Source organism: Pseudomonas sp. YuFO20, assembly GCF_035064975.1.
Taxonomy (GTDB): Bacteria; Pseudomonadota; Gammaproteobacteria; order Pseudomonadales; family Pseudomonadaceae; genus Aquipseudomonas; species Aquipseudomonas putida_AE.
Window position 1 is genome coordinate 70,887 of the sequence record NZ_JAXDEO010000028.1, and the last position, 18,877, is coordinate 89,763.

Here is an 18,877-nt window from a genome sequence, read left to right on the forward strand (position 1 = left end):
CCTGACCATAGCGGTTTGCGTCGTATTTCCCGTCATTTGGAGATTGATCATGAGCCAGTATCAACGTCTGTTACTGATCATCAATCCGGCGCTGCGTCATTCCCCAGCCGTGAATCATGCAGCATCACTTGCCAAGGCCAGCGGCGCGAGTTTGCATATCGCCGCGCTGATTCCCTCGATTAAATGGTTATCGCTGCTTGAAGAGGGGGATCGAACGTTGGCCCGCGAGCAATACCTGCAGGACCATCGCGGCTGGCTTGAGGCTCAGGCGCAGAACCTGCGTGGCCGGGGGGTTGAGGTGACCTCGGAGGTAACGTGGGCTGAGGACATGAAGCAAGACGTCATCGATCACGTCACGGACATGCAACCGGACTTGTTGATCAAGGAAATTGACCATGCGTCGGTGCTCAAGCGGGCCTTCTTTACGCCTTTGGACTGGCATTTGTTACGTCACTGTTCGGTGCCGGTTTATCTTGTGGGCGGCAGTGGCTTGGCCTTGCCGCGTAAGGTTGTCGCGGCAGTCGAAGTATCGGACGTCGAGTCAGCTGACGACGAACTTAATGACCGAATCATCAAGCAGGCTTGCAGTCTTGCCATGCAGTGCAATGCCGAGCTGCATTTGCTTTTTGCCTGCGAGATCTCGGCTGTTTTTCTGGCGGACATGGACGGCCTCACGCTCGCTGACCTGACTAAAGCGCTTCGCGGGGACCTGGAAAAGTCTTTCCTTCGGTTAGCAGGACGGTTCGGTGTGCCCCCGGATCGTCGACATTTCATAGACGGACACCCGGTCAAGGTGTTGAGTGAGTTTGCTGAGGAACACAACGTGGATGTGATCGTGATGGGCAGGGTCCAGTCCCATGGTTTGGACAAACTCCTGGGCAGCACGACCGAGCATATTTTGTATCAGGCGCCATGCTGCGTTTTGGCGGTTTAGCTCGAATGTGTACAGCGTTATGGCACAAATGAGCTCGACAGCTTGTCGATGCACTCGGAGCGCAGCCGACCGTTGAGGCTGATTCGACCGGGATAACGACTATTTGCGTTTCCAGTATTTCTGCATTTCCAGAAACAGAAAGGAGGCGGTCCAGGTGATAAGCACCAACCCGGTCAGGGCTTGCAGCCCGGTCAAATACTTGATGTCGCCCACGGGTGAAATATCGCCAAAGCCGATCGTCGTGTAGGTCGTGAAGGAAAAGTAAACGCAGTCCATCAGTGAACCGTCGAAGTTGCCTGTCAAGCTACCCCATTTACCGGTGTGCACCATGAGGTAGTAGACCAACGCGAAGCACCAGACCTCTGTTGCGTGGGCCAGCAGAGCGCCGAATACCCCAACGACAATCCTGAAGCGGCTCCACAACTTGAGCCGGGGCAGCCAATCGTTCAGCCGTAGCAGGCATTCGTAGTGGATCACGACCGCGATGATGACCACCAGCATATTGATCAGCGTAACTGCCAACATGGCAAAGCTCCAGCGAGAAGGGGCGGGTAGTCGGGGCACGCTGCATGGCGCAAGAGCAGCGGAATGACATAGATGCCTGCATTTCTTTTCAGGCAGCAGCTGCGCACGGGCTTCCGTGGTCAATCCAGTTCTACACCTGAAAGCCAGAAGAAGGTTGAGCTGAATCAACCATGGATTGACTAACCGATTGCGAGTCCTTCCATTGTCGACAGCGGCTGATTCGTTGACAAAAGTCAGGTTTCCCCTCGGTATGGCACCCAATAATCAACTGGCAGACAGGACTCAAGGCGAGGTACGTGATGCTCAAGCTCAAACGCATTCTATTGATAGCCCCCAGCGAAATGACCCATACCCCGGCGTTTGAGCGTGCACATGCCCTGGCGTGTGCAACCGGTGCGTTGTTGCACATTGTCGCGTTCGATTATGTTCAAGCGTTGGCGGTAGCCGGTCTGCTGGACCACGAAGCGATGGCCCAGGCACGAGAAGGCTATTTGCAAGTGCACCGTCATTGGCTGGAGCAGCAGGCCCGTTTGTACCGATGCGGCGACCTGCAGGTAAGCACCGAAGTGGTCTGGGCCAAGTCGAGCCTGACCAACCTGCTGGAATACGTGACTGACTTCCATCCGGACCTGGTGATCAAAGACACCCATTACGTGCCAGCACTCGACCGAGCCTTTCACCGCCCCCTGGACTGGCGCCTGCTGCGCGAGTGTCCAACCCACCTGCACCTGGTGACCAGTGCCAGAAATCCCAAACCATTGAAAATTCTTGCCGCGATCGATCTGTCCCATTTGGAGGAGCTGACTCAGGGTTTAAATGACCGAATACTCGATCTGGCGTCGACCCTGGCAGCCAGCTGCGGTGCCTCGCTGCACTTACTTAACGTCTGTCGTTGGTCAGAGATAAGCGAGGCGCCGATGAGTGTGCCGACTGGCACTCTTGATGAGAGTTTGAGGGACGCGATTGAGGATGCCCAGCAAGAGGCTTTCGATGTGTTGGCTGAGCGCTATTGCATCAAGAGTACGCGGCGACACTCACTGACTGGCGTCCCTCACAAGGTCATCGGGCTTTTCGCCCAACAAAATGCCTTCGACATCGTGGTGCTGGGCACGGTTTATCACCAGGCACCTGAACGGTTTATTGGCGATACCGTCGAGAGCCTGTTGAACCGGGCCCCGTGCAGTTTGATGATCGTCAAGCCTTTACGCTCATTCGGTTGAACAAGGCCCCATCGAGCCAGCAGTTGATAAAAATCAACTGACCCTGGGCCAAAAGGAGCGATCAATAACGCTCCTCTGAATGTTCAAGGGCAACGGCCATGCGAATCACATTTCTAGGTGCCGCTGGTACGGTCACGGGTAGCAAATATCTGCTGGAACATGGCAATCAACATCTGCTGATCGACTGCGGACTGTTCCAGGGCTACAAGCAACTGCGACTGCACAATCGCGACCCGTTCCAGCTTCCCGTCAGGGACCTCGATGCTATTGTGCTGACCCATGCCCATCTTGATCACAGCGGGTATCTGCCCGTACTGGTGCGCAATGGTTATCGCGGTCCGGTCTACGCAACGCCTGCCACCTGTGAATTGGTGAAAATCCTGCTGTTGGACAGTGGCCGCTTGCAGGAAGAGGAAGCGGAGTTCGCCAACCGGCATGGCTTCTCAAAGCACAGCCCGGCGCTGCCGCTTTACACCGAGCAAGATGCTGAGCGAGCCCTCAAACTGTTGCGGCCGGTGGAGTTGCACCACAAGGTGGCAATCGCCGCGGACATGACCATCCTGTTGCGTGGCGCCGGGCATATCCTAGGTGCCGCAACGGTCGAGGTGATTGCTGGCGGCCAGACCTTGGTGTTTTCAGGGGATTTGGGGCGGCCAGACGATCCTGTGATGTTGGCTCCTGAAACTGTCGAACAGGCGGATTACCTGCTGGTGGAGTCTACCTACGGTGATCGTCAACATCCGGTCGAGGCGCCACAGGCGCAATTGGCCGGCATCATCACCCGCACGGCACTGCGCCGAGGGATTACCCTTGTGCCATCGTTCGCTGTTGGGCGCGCTCAACTGCTGATGTATCACCTGTATCAGTTGAAGCTCAAACGGGCGATTCCCGATATTCCAATCTACCTCAACAGTCCGATGGCCACTGATGTCACGCTGTTGTACCAGCGTTTCCGGAGCGAGCACAGATTATCGATGGAAGACTGCGAAGGCATGTGCCATGTGGCGCAATTCGTACACACGGTCGATGAGTCGAGAGCGCTTGATCAGCAACGCACCCCGGCGGTGATTATTGCCGCCAGCGGCATGGCGACAGGAGGGCGGGTGGTCCATCACCTTAAGGCACTGGCTCCCAATCCGAACAACACGCTGCTAATGCCTGGCTTCCAAGCCGGTGGCACCCGTGGCGCGCAAATTGTTGCGGGAGTGTCTTCGGTGCGTATCCACGGTAAGGATGTTCCGATCCGCGCCGAGGTGGTACCGATGCAAACACTGTCCGCACACGCCGATGCCGATGAAATCATGCAGTGGCTTCGTGGGTTCAAACGACCGCCAAAACATACCTTTGTCGTCCATGGGGAACCTAACGCGTCGGATGTACTGCGCCGGCGCATCAGTCTGGAGTTAGGGTGGTCGGTGTCGGTGCCGGAGTACCGCGATAGTGTCGAACTCTCAAGCATTGACCTCAATGCAGGTTCATCATAATCACCCCAAAAGCCATCACCGTTTGAGGCAGGGTTGCTTGCAGGTCAAGAAGACGGGACTCAGCTGCGCCTGGTTTGATCCAGATCAAACGACTTTTTTCAGTGGACGCCATTCTTTGGATAAAGACGGCGAGTGATCCAGTCATGTCAAACCACAAGCTTTTAAGCTTGTATCAAAGTGTTCAGCACGGGAGCAGGGAAGCGGCGCACAAATACCTGCACTGGACGGGCACCCTTTCCTGGAAGCGTGAGGCAACCCTCCTGCTATCGGTCTCGATGGCGCTGATGGCGGGCTACCTAACGGCGTTTAACTTCGCCTCTCACGCGGTGCAGGATTTGGTGGATATGTGTACAGCGCGTTTAGTGATCGAGTTTGAAAATGCTGAGATGGAGTCCCTTCCGCAAGCCCTGCCTCGGTCGTTGTGTGAATGCATGGCACATTCTCTCCTCGACAAAAACGGCATGGTGCGTCTGGCCATGCTTAACCAGCACATGCTTGATCCGATGGCCCTTGAACCCATTACCGAAAAGGACAAAGAGGCCTGCATCAGCGCTCTGGGGCTGCCCACTTTCGAACTGGCTAAGGGGTGATGCCCTTGAACCTGCGCCATAGCCTCGCTGCATGCGGCAGATATTCACGCAAACCGTCCCACGACTTCAACAGGGTCTGGGAGGCGTGGGCAATGGCGGTGATTGTCGCGGCGTCGAGAACAAGGAGGAGGATTGGTTGAGGTTTATCAACAAAGAGCGCCATCGCGCAGGCGATGATTGTGATCCGCTAACGCCCGGAGTAACAGCCATGAACGTATCCAGGATGCGATCTACGGATAGCCGGTCACTTCATGCTCTGGCCCTTTGCCTGGCCACGCTTATGGGTTGCACGGGTACAAGCGAAGAGGAGCCTCAGCAAACGTCCACCCTGTCGGGGATCGCCATGGCGGACAGCGTTTGTTCGCTGTGCCATGGGCCGACGGGGGAGTCTGTCTCGCCCAAGTTTCCCAAGTTGGCTGGCCAGCAAAACGAGTATTTGCAGTTGCAATTGACCGACTTCAAAAACCATGGACGTAGCGCTGCTACGGACAACCGGTACATGGCGGGATTGTCCCATTTGACCAAGACTCAGATTGCCGAACTGGCCGACTATTTTGCGAGCCAGCGAGCCATGCAGGCTGACACCGGGACGCCAGATGCGCGAGGTGAAGTGATCTTTCGCCAGGGCTTGCCTGGAAGGGGTGTCCCACCGTGCAGCGCTTGCCACGGGAAGGACGGCGGGGGCAATGGGGTGATTCCACGGGTGGCGGGCCAGCATGCCAGCTATATGAGCCATCAGATCATGGTTCTTCAGCAGACCGGGCAACGCCCCAACGGTGCTCCGATGTTGCCGATGGAGCATGCACTTTCCCTAGCTGATGCCGAATCCGTCGCCCGATACATGGCGGCGCTCGGTGCAAAGCAATGATCATGCACGGTGGGATCAGAGAGGAGCCGAACGCGTCTCACGGCACAAGCACAATCGCGCCGTTGAACTGACCGCTGCGCAACAGCGCCAGTGCCTGATTGGCATCGTCGAGGGAAAACTGAGTGGTATCGCAGTGCACGGGCGTGTGTTGCAGCGCTTTAAAAAACGCGGTGCCGTCGCCGCGGGTCAGGTTGGCCACAGATCGCACGCTACGCTCGCCCCAGAGCAGCCGATAAGGAAAGGCCGGGATGTCACTCATGTGAATGCCGGCGCAAACCAAGCATCCCCCCTAGACGGTGGCGGCCAGCGCCAGCGGCACCATCGCCCCTACCGGAGCGAAAATCAGGCAGGCATCGAGCAGGTGAGGAGGAGTCTGGTCCAACGAACTGGACCATTTCGCGCCTAAGGATAGGGCATACGCCTGACCTTCAGTGTCGCCCGGTCGAGTGAAGGCGTATACCTGCTGGCCACGTCCCCGTGCGACTTGAATGGCCAGATGCGCTGCGGCCCCAAAACCATAAAACCCGAGGTGGCTGGCGCCTTGTGCCATTTGCAAGGCGCGAAAGCCATCAACCCGGCACACAGCAACGGTGCGGCCTCAGTATTGGAGAGGGCCTCAGGGATTGGAAAACAGAAGCGTTGGTCAGCCACGGCTTATTCGGCGTAACCACCGTCCAGATCACATCCGGTGAACATGGCCTGATCGCAGAGGTTTTCCCGGTCGGACTGACAGAACGCGAACGCACCACAGGTCCTGCCAAGCCAGGGCACTCCCACCCGCTGGCCGATGCGCTCGAGGTCTGCATGGCTGCCCACAGCCATGACTTCACCGACGATTTCAAGCCCCGGCACCCTGGGCAGCACCGCTTGAGGCAATTCACCGTCTACCAAATGTAAATCGGTGCGGCAGACGCCGCAGGCGAGGACTTTGATCAACAGTTGATTGGCACCGGGTGTCGAAACGGGCCGCTCTTCGCGTTGCAGCGGCTGACCGGGAGTGTGTAAAACCATGGCGCGCATAGGATGACCGGGATCAACAGGCAGGAGGGCGATGGCAGCCGGCAATCAACTGCTTGAGGCCTTCCAGATCAAGGATCTTGACGTCACGGCCGGATATCTCCACGAGTGCCTGATCCCGCAGATGGGCGATGCCACGACAAATGGTTTCCAGGCGTAGCCCCAAGTAGGAGCCGATTTCCTCGCGGCGCATTTTCAACACGAAATCCGTCGATGAATAGCCACGGGTTTTCAAACGTTGCGACAAGTTCAGCAGAAAGGCTGCCAGACGCTCGTCCGAGCTCATGTTGCCCAGCATCATCAACATGTCGTGATCGCGGACGATTTCCCTGCTGAGGACTTTGTTCAGGTTGTGCTGCAGGGATGGCAGCTCATGGGCCAGTTCTTCCAGGTGAGCAAAGTGAATGGGGCAGACCTCGCTATCTTCGAGGGCAACTGCATCGCACGCATGCAAATCCGTGCTGATAGCGTCCAGACCTAGCATTTCGCCGGGGATCTGGAACCCCGTGACTTGCTCGCGACCATCGACCGAAAGAATGCTGGTCTTGAACGAACCGATGCGCACCGCATACAGCGAGCGTAGCGGATCGCCTGCTCGGTAAAGCGTCGCGCCCTTCTTGACCTTGAAGCGTTGCACGATCAACGTGTCCAGACGCTCGACTTCCTGGCCGGTCATGCCGATGGGTAGGCACAACTCCATCACACTGCAGCTCGAGCACGCAGCCTTCAGGACATGTACTTGCAAAGCGCGAACGTCTGGCATGAGAAGTGACGTCAATAGGGATGACTCACTAAGGATAGGCGGCAGGGGGACCCGGACTCACAGGATTCCCGGAATAACCGGTGTAATAGACGAATGGACCCCCTTTGCACCCTTTTACCCGAATACCGGTGCGGGAATTTGATGTAGGTCAAGTCTTGAGCGTCCCAGACTTCCAGACTCGTTCAAAGCCTACCTATAGCCTGTTCCTTCGGCGGAGAAGTTCATGAGCGATTTCCTGAATGCTGAGCAACTGGAGGGCCTGGATGCTTATTGGCGGGCGTCCAATTATCTGGCGGTCGGGCAGATTTACCTCAAAAGCAACCCGCTACTCAAACAACCCCTGACCCTGGCGCATATCAAGCCACGGCTGCTGGGCCATTGGGGTACGACGCCCGGGTTGAACCTGATCTACACCCATCTGAATCGATTGATCAACCAGTATGACCTGAACATGATATTTATTGCTGGTCCCGGCCATGGGGGACCGGCGGTGGTGGCCCAAACCTACCTAGAGGGCACCTACACCGAGTTCTGCCCCTCTGTGGAGTGTAATGAAAACGGTCTGCTACGCCTGTTTCGGCAGTTCTCCTGGCCCTACGGCATCTCCAGTCATGTCTCGGCACAGATTCCCGGATCAATCCACGAAGGTGGCGAACTGGGTTATAGCCTGGCCCACGCCTACGGTGCCGCGTTCGACAATCCGGATCTGATCGTCGCTTGCGTGATCGGAGACGGCGAGGCTGAAACCGGGACACTGGCGGCCAGTTGGCACTCCAACAAATTTCTCAGTCCCGCGCGGGATGGAGCGGTATTGCCGATCCTGCACCTCAATGGCTACAAAATCGCCAATCCCACCGTACTTTCCAGAATCAGTGAGGATGAGCTGTCAGCGCTTCTGTATGGCTATGGCTACGATCCGTACTTCGTTGAAGGCGATGACCCGTCGCAGGTGCATCAGGCGCTGGCGAAGACACTGGACACGATGGTTCTGAAAATTCGTGACATTCAGCTCGACGCGCGCCGGCCGGGGCAAGCCGCGCCGTCGCAACGGCCGCTGTGGCCAATGTTGGTCTTGCGTACCCCCAAAGGCTGGACCGGTCCGAAATTCGTCGATGGTCAACGGGTCGAAGGCACGTGCCGCGCGCATCAAGTGCCATTGGCCGGTTTCGAGCAGCCGCTGCACCTGCACCAACTGGAAGAGTGGCTCAACAGCTACCGCCCTGATGAACTGTTTGATGAAAATGGCGCGTTATTGCCCGAGATTGCGGCACTGGCACCGACCGGACACCGGCGGATGAGCGCTAACCCCCACGCCAATGGTGGTGTGTTGTTGCGGCCCCTGATTTTACCGCGATTCAGCGATTATGCCGTGAAGTTTGCAACACCTGGCAGCCTGCGCGCGGAGGCTACGCGGGTGATGGGTTCGTATTTGCGCGACGTGATGAAAAACAACCTTGACGCCAGTAATTTCCGCCTGTTCGGCCCGGATGAAACCGCCTCGAACCGCCTTGATGCGGTCTATGAAGTCAGCGCCAAGGCCTGGATGGAGCCGCTGGAACCGGACGACCTCAATCTGGCCACCGATGGTCGGGTGATGGAGATTCTGAGTGAGCAGGTCTGCGAGGGCTGGCTCGAGGGCTATCTACTGACTGGACGCCATGGTTTGTTGTCCTGTTACGAAGCCTTCATCCATATCGTCGACTCGATGGTCAACCAGCATGCGAAATGGCTGAAGACCGCCGCCGAAGTGCCTTGGCGTCAACCCGTTGCTTCGCTCAATTATTTGCTGACATCCCACGTCTGGCGTCAGGACCACAACGGTTTTTCCCACCAGGATCCGGGGTTCATCGATCTGGTAGCCAACAAAAAACCGGACATTGTACGTATCTACTTGCCTGCCGATGCCAATTGCCTGCTGTCGGTGGCGGACCACTGCCTCAGAAGCCGCAATTACATCAATGTCATCGTCGCAGGCAAACAGCTGGAATGGCAGTGGCTGGATATCGATGCAGCCATTGGGCATTGCCAGAAGGGTATCGGTCGATGGGACTGGGCGTGTCGCAATGATGACGATCCCGACGTGGTAATGGCCTGCGCCGGTGATGTGCCGACCCTGGAAACGCTGGCCGCCGTCACCTTGTTGCGTGAGTACGCACCGGATTTGCGGGTGAGGGTGGTCAATGTCGTGGACCTGATGGTACTGCAGCCGTCATACCAGCATCCCCACGGCATACCGGACAGAGAATTCGATGATTTATTCACGCTGGACAAACCGGTGATTTTTGCTTTTCACGGCTACCCGGCGCTGATTCATCGCTTGCTGTACAAACGCACCAATCATGAGAATTTCCATGTGCGAGGCTTCAGGGAAGAGGGCGCGACGACGACCCCCTTCGACATGGCGGTGATCAACCATCTGGACCGTTATCAGCTGGCGCTGGACGTCATTGAACGGGTACCTCGTCTGCAGGATCAGGTCCCGGTCGCCAAGGCGCGATATTGGTCGACGATGGAGCGGCACAAGCTTTATCTCATCGAGCACGGGCAGGACATGCCCGAGGTCCTGTATTGGCAATGGACGCAAGCGCATCCTTGATTGACGCGGGGGCGATCGGAGGCCAATCGTTGTTTGAGGTACTGCCTTGATGCCCGGTAAATGGCTGGACCCCCTGCTGTTGTTGCTCACCGCCTTGACGCTGCTGGTTGGGGGCGTTGCGCAGCTTGGGCAAAAACCTGACTGGGCGTCGATATGCTGGGCTGCAGGAAGCCTGGTGATGGCGGTGATCCTGCTCGTCGAGATTGCCAGGCGCCTGGTTCGAGGGGACGCGGGTGTAGATCTGATCGCATTGGTGTCGATAGTCGCCGCGCTGACGTTCCAGCAGACACTGGTGGCGGCGGTGATCGCCTTGATGCTGGCATCCGGACGTACATTGGAGTTTTTTACCACACAACGCGCCGAGCGCGAACTGCGAGCCCTCATCGACCGCGCGCCACGTTATGCCTGGTTGCAGGAAGAGGGCAGCTTACGCGAGATCCCCGTGGACCAGATCCAGCCACGACAAACCTTGCTGGTACGCTTGGGAGAAGTCGTGCCGGTCGACGGCCGCCTGCTCAGCGCTGCCGCCATCCTCTGTAATTGATGGTCTTTTTCGTATCTTCATAGACCGCCAATGGGTCAGCTGAAGTCAGCAGTTGGGTCAAAACCACATCAGCACCAACACCATGGATGACGATGGCGAGCAGGTTCATATGAGCTTCGAGCAGAGAGGCGAGCAAATTTACGATTTGGTGATCGTGGCTGAAGTGATCGGCTCTACTACGAGCAATCAGGTATTCGGCAACGAAGTCCAGCGGCGGGCTCTTAATCTCTACACTGCCTATTTCTCCGAGCCTTGACAACCGAGCGATGGCCGAGTCATACGCTGGTACAATATTCCCGGCGGCCGCTGTGTCTGTTTGCGCCCTGATAGCTCGGGCACCACGCTCGCCTTTTTGTCTTTTCAGCAGGCGCCGAGCGGATACGAGAATCTCGCGTAGGACGAACAAAAAACCTTACTCAAGCAGATGTTTGCCGACGCCGGCTGTGATACGTCTCGCGTGCTCGTTGCGCTGGAGGAGGCGCATCGAGCTAGTGGGTGACGCAGCCTATTGTGCATCGTCTATCAGCGGCTTGGGCGCAAGTCTGGGACTGTGCGGCGCTTATGTGTTGGCGAACTGAGCGCCACGCCGACCACGCGCGCGCATTTGCGGCTTACGAAAAACTGATGCGTCCTTACGTCGGTCAGGCGCAAAGCGTACCCAAGTTCGCTCCTAGACTGGCATCGCCGCATTCGCGATTTGGTATCTCGCTCGGTCACGAGGTTTGAGGATGGCCACCGCACCAGGATTAAAGGCCTTATCCGGAAAAATCCTTCCTCCGAAGTCTGATGCGATCGAGTTGCCGAATTACGACGACCCGCAGCGAACGTAGATTCGAATGTCCGCTTCTGGCCGTTTTCAGCCGGTCCTGGAAGGCAGAAACCGGCCAATAGCTGTCCCTCATGTGTTCCGCTCAATCAACATCCTTTCCAGCGTGTTGTCCTTTACCCAAAAGTGATGAAACAGCCCCGCCGCTGCGTGCAGACCAATCAGCCAATACCCTGTTGTACCGATCAGCTCATGCCAATACTTGAGCTGTTTGGCAAAGTCAGGATCAATCGCCACCGGCGCCGGTACGTGAAAACCGAAGTACGGGAACGGCTTGTCACCTGCGGCGAGCATCAGCCAAGCCAGGATCGGCGTGATGATCATCAGGGCGTACAGCGCCAGGTGGGTGAGATGTGCGATAGCGGTCTGCCAGGCCGGGGGTTTAGGGATGATGGGTGGTCGTGGGCTCAAGCGACCGAGCAGGCGAATCCAGACCAGGGCGAAGATACTTGCGCCAAACAGGCCGTGGAAGCCCATGAGCAAACCACGCGCTTCGCTACCTTTGGGCATGTAGCCTTTGATTTCCAAGCAGGCACACACGCCGACAAACAGCACCAGCATCAGCCAGTGCAAGGTGATTGAAAGTTTTCCATAACGAGTTACAGCGGTGTCGCGGGTCATAAAAAATGCCTTTTGGTTGTTGTGAGCGACGGTCAATCCAGTTGCCTTGAACCGGCCGCGCCACATTGCTCGTCCTGTCTTAAGAGAGTCTGAAGATCGGCTCTCAGGTTAACCTTTTTTCACCTTCAGACTTCGTTAAGAAATGGCTTGGATACTTCGCTCAAACCCATTGAGGGAGGCGTTCGAGCCATGCCCGATTTTGACTGGAACATCCCGCTACCCTTGCGCTTCGGCCCCGCCGAAACGCCCCCGCTAACACTGACCGGCGCGCTTTCGGACAACGTCTTGCGAGGGGCGTTCGAAGCGTTTATCCAGCAGCGTTTCCGCAAGGCTCACGGTGCCGACATCCGCCACTTCATGCCCGAGCTTTTCGGTATGCACAACGGCGGCGGGCAATTATGTGCAGTGGCCGGCGTGCGTCGCGCGCACTTAGAACCGCTGTTTCTGGAGAGGTATCTTGATGAACCGATCGAGCCGTTGATCAGCACGGCGGCTGATCATCCGGTTGACCGCAGTGCCATTGTCGAGGTCGGCAATCTGGCAGCGAGCGACACCGGCAGCGCGCGCCTGAGCATCATCGCGATGACCTATCTGCTGGCCATGGGTGGCCTGCAATGGGTGACGTTCACGGGCAATATCGGACTGGTCAACAGCTTCCATCGTCTCGGTTTGAAACCGTTGACATTGTGCGCCGCCGATCCGGATCGACTGGGTGACGAGCGTCAACACTGGGGCAGTTATTACGAAAGCAAACCCTGGGTGCACGTCGGCAACATCCGCGCCGGGTTCGTCCATCTTAGCAATATCGGCCTGTTCAGCCGCCTGGGCTTGCCGACCTCGATTGAAGAAGCCTGCCATGTCGCTTGAACTGCAACGCTTTCAAGAAACCCTGCGCGATCATGCCAGGCGCAATGACAACGCGACCGCCATGTGGAGCGACACGCTGAAGCTCGACTACGCCACTGTGTATGCAGAAGTGCTGTATCGCCAAGAACGCCTGCGTGATGAACAAGTACAAGTTGTCGCCCTGGCGCTGGACAACGGCGTCGACGCGATGCTTTGGGATCTGGCGGTATTGTTCGAAGGGTTGACTTGCGTAACGCTGCCGCCGTTTTTCAGCCCAGCACAACGCGCCCATTGCCTGGAGCAAAGTCAGGCCGAACGCGTGATTGCCGAACCGCAGTTGGACTCCGAGTTGCTTGCCGCAGGTTATGAGCTACGCGGCGAGTTCTGGTGCCGCGTCTCTAGCGACCAAAGACGCATGCCGATGGGCACCGCCAAACTGACCTTCACCTCCGGCACCACCGGCACACCGAAAGGTGTTTGCCTCAGTAGCGACAGCCTGTTGCGCGTCGCACGGGAGCTGCAACAGGCGAGCGAGCCTGCCGACCCGCAGCATCATCTGGCGTTGCTACCGCTGGCGATTCTTCTGGAAAACCTTGGCTGTTACGCTGCGCTGTATGCCGGTGCGATGCTGAGTCTGCCGAGCCAGAAAACCCTCGGCATTCAAAGCGCCAGTGGTGTCGACGTCCCACGCCTGCTGAGTTATCTGGCCAGTCGCGCGCCGCAGAGCCTGATTCTGGTGCCGCAATTATTGTCATTGCTGGTCGGCGCAGCGGAACAAAAAGCCTTTGATCCACAAACCCTGCGGTTTGCCGCTGTCGGCGGAGCACGCGTCAGCGAAGATTTGCTGCAACGCGCGCAACGTGTCGGGCTTCCAGTTTACGAAGGTTACGGGCTATCCGAATGCGCCTCGGTGGTTTGCCTCAATCGACCTGGTGCACGGCGTCCGGGCAGTGTCGGCCGGCCCCTTGCGCACGTTGAGGTACGCCTGGCGGATGACGGCGAAGTGCTGATCAAGGGCTCGTCGCTGCTGGGCTATCTGGGGGAAACGCCGTACAGCGAAGAATGGTGGCCGAGCGGCGATCTGGGCGAATTTGACCCGGAAGGTTTTCTCTATATCAAGGGCCGCAAAAAGCACCAGTTCATCACCAGTTACGGGCGCAACGTCAACCCGGAATGGGTCGAGTCGGAACTCACCCAACGCCGCCACATCGCCCAGGCCTTCGTTTACGGCGAAGCCCTTCCGCGCAACCTCGCCCTGCTCTGGCCACATCGACCTGACTGCACCGATGCCGAACTGGCCGCCACCGTCGCCGAAGCCAACAAAGCCTTGCCTGATTACGCCCAAGTGCATCAATGGACGCGCCTGCCGTGTCCCTTCACCAACGCCAATGGGCTGCTTACCGCCAATGGTCGCCCCCGTCGCGACGCTATCGTCGCGCAGTACCACGCGCAATTGACCGAATCCGTTGTCCGGGAGGAATCCGCATCATGAGTTTTTTCGACACTCTGCAAGAAGCCACACAGCGTGAACGCCATGAACTGTTCAACCTGCCAATCATCGTCGATGCGTTGCACGGCAAAGTCAGTCTTGATGGCTATCGGGCGTTTCTCGCGCAGGCCTACTACCACGTGCGTCACACCGTGCCGTTGATGATGGCGTGCGGGGCTCGTTTGCCGACGCGCCTGGAATGGCTGCGCAAAGCGGTGTGCGAGTACATCGAAGACGAATACGGCCACGAGCAGTGGGTGCTCAACGACATTGCAGCCTGCGGTGGTGATCGCGATGCGGTGCGCGATGGCCGGCCGTCGCTGCCAATCGAGCTGATGATCAGCTTTCTTTATGACCAGATCGCCCGTGGTAATCCGGTCGGTCTGTTCGGTATGGTCAATGTACTTGAAGGCACCAGCATCGCGCTGGCCACGCACGCTGCGGGGAGCATTCGCGAGCGTCTGGCGTTGCCGGAAACCGCTTTTACTTATCTGAGTTCACACGGTTCGCTCGACATCGAACACATGCACACCTATCGCCGCCTGATGAATCGACTGGAAGATCCTCAAGATCAAGCGGCGGTGGTTCATGCCTCTAAAGTGGTGTATCGACTGTACATCGACATGTTCCGTGGTCTGCCGCGTAACACGGAGACTGAACATGCAGCTGCATGACGCGCGGGTGGTTTTGACCGGCGCCAGTGGCGGTATCGGCATGGCCATTACCGACGCTTTGTGCGCCGCCGGTTCTCGGGTATTGGCTGTCGCGCGGCACCAGCAAGCCTTGGCCCCGATGCTCGAACGCTACCCCGACTCCCTGTGCTGGGTCGCGGCAGACCTGACGTTCCTCAGCGACCGGCGCAAAGTGCTCGCCGCCGCCGAAGCGATCGGCGGCGTCAATCTGCTGATCAACGCCGCCGGGGTGAATCACTTCGCCATGCTCGAACAGCTCGACGACGGCGACATCGACGCGATGCTCGCGGTGAACATCAGCGCGCCGATCTGCCTGACCAAGCTGTTGCTGCCGCTGCTCAACCAGGCAGACAGCGCCATGGTGGTCAACGTCGGCTCGACCTACGGTTCGATCGGCTATGCCGGTTACGCCAGCTATTGCGCGTCCAAGTTTGCCTTGCGCGGTTTTTCCGAAGCGTTGCGCCGAGAACTGGCCGACACCCGTGTAAACGTACTCTACGTTGCGCCTCGGGCCACCCGCACGTCGATGAACAGCGCGGCGGCGCAAGCCTTGAACGATGCGCTCAAGGCCAACGTCGATGACCCGCAAACCGTGGCCTCGGCGGTGATTCACGCGATTGTCGGCGACCGCCGCGATTTGTATCTGGGCTGGCCCGAGCGTTTCTTCGTGCGCCTCAACAATCTTCTCCCGCATCTGGTCGATCGCGGTCTGCGCAAGCAATTGCCGTTGATCCGCCGCCTCAGCGAAAAACCCGACAACGAGAGCCTCAAGCCATGAAAAAAATCTTCGCGTGCCTGTTGATCGCAGCCCTTAGTCCAAGCGTCTGGGCGCTGGAGGCCGCCGACCAACAGCGCCTCAGCAGCATCCAACACCGCTGGGCGCACATCCAATATGAAGTGGCGGAAAAACAGCGCGCCGCCGCGTTCGAACAATTGTCCGGTGAAACCCAGGCGTTCACGTCACAGCGTCCGGTGCTGGCCGAAGCCTGGATCTGGCAAGGTATCGTCACCAGCAGTTGGGCCGGAGCCCAAGGCGGACTTGGAGCGCTGGGAAAAGCCAAGGACGCCAAGGCTTACCTGGAAAAATCGCTGACCCTCGACCCCAAGGCCCTGCAAGGCTCGGCCTACACCAGCCTGGCGGCGCTGTATGACCGGGTGCCCGGCTGGCCCATCGGTTTCGGCGACAGCGATAAAGCGGAACAACTGCTCAAGCAGGCGCTGCAACTCAACCCCGACGGCATCGACAGCCTGTACTTCTGGGGCGATCACCTCTACCGTCAGAAACGCTACGCTGAAGCAAAAGAAGCGTTGCAAAAAGCCCTGCAAGCGGCGCCGCGTCCCGGCCGTGAAACGGCGGACGCCGGGCGCCGCAAAGAAATCGCCGCCCTGCTGGTGGACGTCAACAAGAAACTCGACTGACAGGAGTCCGCGTGCGTTTATTACTGATTGAGGATGACGTGGCGCTCGGTGAAGGCATTCATCAAGCGCTGGGGCGCGAGGGCTACACCGTTGATTGGCTCCAGGACGGCAGCAGCGCGCTACACGCCCTGCTCAGCGAAACGTTCGATGTCGCCGTACTGGATCTCGGTTTGCCGCGCATGGACGGCCTCGAAGTGTTGCGACGCCTGCGCGACAGCGGCTCAAACCTGCCGGTGCTGATACTCACCGCCCGCGATGCCACTGAAGATCGCATCGCTGGACTTGATGCCGGTGCCGACGATTACCTGATCAAACCGTTCGACCTGGCTGAACTCAAAGCGCGACTGCGCGCCCTGTTACGGCGCAGCGCCGGCCGCGCGCAAGCGCTGATCGAACACGCCGGCATCAGCCTCAACCCCGGCACCCAGCAGGTTAGCTATCAGGGCCATCCTGTAGCGCTGACGCCAAAGGAATATCATGCATGAACTGCTCTCACCGCCGGGCCGAGTGATGACACGTGATCAACTGATTCAACTGCTTTACGGCTGGAACGAAGAAGCGGAAAGCAACACTCTGGAAGTGCATATCTATCACCTGCGCAAGAAGTTCTCGACTGAGCTGATCCGCACCATTCGGGGTGTGGGCTATCTAGTGGAGGAACGCTGATGACTTCCATCCGCCGCCGCACACTGACCCTGATCATCGGCCTGTTGCTGGCCGGTCTGGCGGTGCTCAGCCTCTTCAATCTGCACGACAGCAATCACGAAATCGCCGAGGTTTACGACGCTCAACTGGCGCAGAATGCGCGCCTGTTGCAAGGCGTCATGCGCATGCCACTGGCGAGCAAAGAACACGCCGATCTGTACCGGGCGTTCAATACCGCACTGAGTGAAGCGGTGCCGCGCGGCGATGGTCACCCTTACGAACGCAAGGTTGCCTTTCAGGTATGGAACCCTGGCGGCGAGGTGCTGGTGCATACCGCCAGCGCGCCCTCCTTCAATAATCCGCCGACTCAGCCGGGCTTCAGTGATGTAGTCGATTTAAAGCAGCGTCACTGGCGCGCTTTCCTCCTTGAAGACCCGCAGAACGGCATGCGCATCTGGGTCGGCGAGCGCGATGATGTGCGCGCGGATCTGGTCGGCCGCATCGTGCGTCATACGCTGTGGCCAAACGTTGTCGGCAGTTTGCTGCTCGCGGCGATGGTCTGGCTCGCGATCGGCTGGGGGCTCAAGCCCTTGGCGAACATGGCTGAGACCCTGCGGGCCCGCCACAGCGGCTCACTTGAGCCTTTGCAACTAAAGCCTCTACCCAGTGAACTTGAGCCTATGCAAGCGGCGCTCAACCGCATGCTCGCGCAGATTCAGGAAGTGCTTGGCCGCGAACGACGCTTCATTGCCGACGCCGCCCACGAAATGCGTACACCATTGGCTGTGCTGCGAGTGCACGCGCAGAATTTGCTGGAAGCAGGCACTGAACAGGAGCGTCGCGAATCGCTGGAGTTCCTCATCTCAGGCGTCGATCGCACCAGCCGACTGGTCAACCAGTTGCTGACCATGGCGCGTCTGGAGCCAAAACCCAATCCACCGCTGCTACAACGCATCGACCTTAGCGAAACCGTGCGCAACAGCCTCGTGCAACTAACACCGTGGTTACTGAGTAAACACCTTGAACTGATCTTCGACGTCAGCGACCAGCCCTTTCACGTATTCGCCAACCCCGCCGCCATCGACATCGCGCTGAACAACCTGATCACCAACGCAGCCAATTTCTCTCCCGAAAATGGGGTAATCACCGTACAACTGAGCCAGGCTGATGGCTTCTGTAATTTGACGGTGGACGATCACGGGCCCGGAATTGATGAGTCATGTCGAGAGCGATTGTTTGAGCGTTTCTACAGTCGTGGCACTGCGCAAGGCGCGGGGTTAGGCCTAACCATCGTCAACACGATCGCCCTGCGCTTGAACGGCCGTATCGAACTCGTAAACCGGGCAGAGGGAGGTTTGAGGGCGACGTTATCAATTCCAGCCAGAGAATAATTGCAAAGCATCAATCGATTATTTCGTTTCGCACAGTCGGTAAACATCCTAAGGGGCGGCAAGGCCCCACATTCAGGCTTGTGAAACATTTTCGGGAAATTTGAATTCCATCAATGGTTTGATGCCGTTTCGCGTTTTGTCCAAGACATCCACTTTATCTCGAAACCAGACTGCGACCAGAATCCTCTTTTGTCCGGCCGCTGCTGCTAACGAGATTCCGATTGCAGCCATAAGCGGAAGTTTGCAAGCGACCGCTAACGGCCAGAAGCGGACGGTCACGACTTGGCCGATATGGGCCAACCGTTTGTGCCGTAAGCCTTATGCGTTAATACGTCGCCATTCGCTTGGCGAAATCTTCTCCCACTGCCGGAAGGCCCGGAAGTAAGAATTGGCGTCTTCGTAACCGA

At 58.0% G+C, this 18,877-nt stretch carries 16 protein-coding genes and 3 pseudogenes; 14 read left to right on the forward strand and 5 right to left on the reverse strand.

Going from position 1 to position 18,877, the window contains the following annotated elements; all coding sequences use genetic code 11:
* Positions 1–49 precede the first annotated feature (49 nt).
* Complete coding sequence (locus tag SOP85_RS17170) at positions 50–934, forward strand: universal stress protein (RefSeq protein WP_323627616.1); 885 nt, start codon at positions 50–52, stop codon at positions 932–934.
* 99 nt (positions 935–1,033) lie between these two features.
* Here the strand turns inward: SOP85_RS17170 and SOP85_RS17175 are convergent, their stop codons facing one another.
* Complete coding sequence (locus tag SOP85_RS17175) at positions 1,034–1,459, reverse strand: potassium channel family protein (RefSeq protein ID WP_323627617.1); 426 nt, start codon at positions 1,457–1,459, stop codon at positions 1,034–1,036.
* 299 nt (positions 1,460–1,758) lie between these two features.
* Here SOP85_RS17175 and SOP85_RS17180 point away from each other — a divergent pair, with 299 nt between their 5' ends.
* From SOP85_RS17180 to SOP85_RS17195, 4 genes are all read left to right on the forward strand, one after another.
* Positions 1,759–2,679, forward strand: coding sequence for a universal stress protein (locus SOP85_RS17180; protein WP_323627618.1), 921 nt, complete (start codon positions 1,759–1,761; stop codon positions 2,677–2,679).
* 98 nt (positions 2,680–2,777) lie between these two features.
* Entirely contained in the window at positions 2,778–4,163 is a 1,386-nt protein-coding gene (locus SOP85_RS17185) for an MBL fold metallo-hydrolase (protein ID WP_323627620.1), read from the forward strand.
* 74 nt (positions 4,164–4,237) lie between these two features.
* Positions 4,238–4,753 (forward strand): hypothetical protein, encoded by a 516-nt coding sequence (locus SOP85_RS17190; RefSeq protein WP_323627621.1) that lies wholly within the window; start codon positions 4,238–4,240, stop codon positions 4,751–4,753.
* Positions 4,754–5,096: 343 nt separating this feature from the next.
* A complete protein-coding gene (locus SOP85_RS17195; RefSeq protein ID WP_323627622.1) occupies positions 5,097–5,621 on the forward strand; it encodes a c-type cytochrome in 525 nt (174 codons plus the stop codon).
* 37 nt (positions 5,622–5,658) lie between these two features.
* Here the strand turns inward: SOP85_RS17195 and SOP85_RS17200 are convergent.
* Both SOP85_RS17200 and SOP85_RS17205 read right to left on the reverse strand, forming a co-directional pair.
* A pseudogene (locus SOP85_RS17200) lies at positions 5,659–6,641 on the reverse strand (zinc-dependent alcohol dehydrogenase family protein).
* A gap of 13 nt (positions 6,642–6,654) precedes the next feature.
* The gene (locus tag SOP85_RS17205; RefSeq protein ID WP_323627623.1) at positions 6,655–7,401 is read right to left on the reverse strand and encodes a helix-turn-helix domain-containing protein; all 747 of its coding nucleotides are present in this window, start codon (positions 7,399–7,401) and stop codon (positions 6,655–6,657) included.
* A gap of 223 nt (positions 7,402–7,624) precedes the next feature.
* Here SOP85_RS17205 and SOP85_RS17210 point away from each other — a divergent pair, with 223 nt between their 5' ends.
* Together SOP85_RS17210 and SOP85_RS17215 are read left to right on the forward strand one after the other, a co-directional pair.
* Positions 7,625–9,997 carry a phosphoketolase family protein gene (locus SOP85_RS17210; RefSeq protein WP_323627624.1) on the forward strand — a complete coding sequence of 791 codons (2,373 nt, stop codon included), beginning with the start codon at positions 7,625–7,627 and terminating at the stop codon, positions 9,995–9,997.
* Between the two features lie 49 nt (positions 9,998–10,046).
* Positions 10,047–10,532, forward strand: a pseudogene (locus SOP85_RS17215) (heavy metal translocating P-type ATPase); the annotation flags it as partial.
* Here the strand turns inward: SOP85_RS17215 and SOP85_RS17220 are convergent.
* Both SOP85_RS17220 and SOP85_RS17225 read right to left on the reverse strand, forming a co-directional pair.
* Entirely contained in the window at positions 10,513–10,947 is a 435-nt protein-coding gene (locus SOP85_RS17220; RefSeq protein WP_323627625.1) for a hypothetical protein, read from the reverse strand. The pseudogene SOP85_RS17215 and the gene SOP85_RS17220 overlap by 20 nt on opposite strands.
* Before the next feature lie 492 nt (positions 10,948–11,439).
* The gene (locus SOP85_RS17225) at positions 11,440–11,988 is read right to left on the reverse strand and encodes a cytochrome b (RefSeq protein WP_323627627.1); all 549 of its coding nucleotides are present in this window, start codon (positions 11,986–11,988) and stop codon (positions 11,440–11,442) included.
* A gap of 189 nt (positions 11,989–12,177) precedes the next feature.
* Between SOP85_RS17225 and SOP85_RS17230 the strand changes: the two genes are divergently transcribed.
* The 7 genes and pseudogenes from SOP85_RS17230 (at position 12,178) to SOP85_RS17260 (ending at position 18,470) form a co-directional block, all read left to right on the forward strand.
* Complete coding sequence (locus tag SOP85_RS17230) at positions 12,178–12,855, forward strand: thermostable hemolysin (RefSeq protein ID WP_323627628.1); 678 nt, start codon at positions 12,178–12,180, stop codon at positions 12,853–12,855.
* The gene (locus SOP85_RS17235; RefSeq protein WP_323627629.1) at positions 12,845–14,326 is read left to right on the forward strand and encodes an AMP-binding protein; all 1,482 of its coding nucleotides are present in this window, start codon (positions 12,845–12,847) and stop codon (positions 14,324–14,326) included. The genes SOP85_RS17230 and SOP85_RS17235 overlap by 11 nt, the downstream gene beginning before the upstream one ends.
* Positions 14,323–14,997 (forward strand): TenA family transcriptional regulator, encoded by a 675-nt coding sequence (locus tag SOP85_RS17240; protein ID WP_323627630.1) that lies wholly within the window; start codon positions 14,323–14,325, stop codon positions 14,995–14,997. The genes SOP85_RS17235 and SOP85_RS17240 overlap by 4 nt, the downstream gene beginning before the upstream one ends.
* Positions 14,984–15,793, forward strand: a complete 810-nt coding sequence (locus SOP85_RS17245; protein WP_323627631.1) for an SDR family oxidoreductase — start codon at positions 14,984–14,986, stop codon at positions 15,791–15,793. Before SOP85_RS17240 ends, SOP85_RS17245 begins: the two co-directional genes overlap by 14 nt.
* On the forward strand, positions 15,790–16,434 hold the full coding sequence (locus tag SOP85_RS17250) for a tetratricopeptide repeat protein (RefSeq protein WP_323627632.1): 645 nt from the start codon (positions 15,790–15,792) through the stop codon (positions 16,432–16,434). Before SOP85_RS17245 ends, SOP85_RS17250 begins: the two co-directional genes overlap by 4 nt.
* Before the next feature lie 11 nt (positions 16,435–16,445).
* Positions 16,446–17,100 (forward strand): annotated as a pseudogene (locus SOP85_RS17255) (response regulator).
* The gene (locus SOP85_RS17260) at positions 17,100–18,470 is read left to right on the forward strand and encodes an ATP-binding protein (protein WP_323627633.1); all 1,371 of its coding nucleotides are present in this window, start codon (positions 17,100–17,102) and stop codon (positions 18,468–18,470) included. Before SOP85_RS17255 ends, SOP85_RS17260 begins: the two are co-directional and overlap by 1 nt.
* Positions 18,471–18,877: the final 407 nt, after the last annotated feature.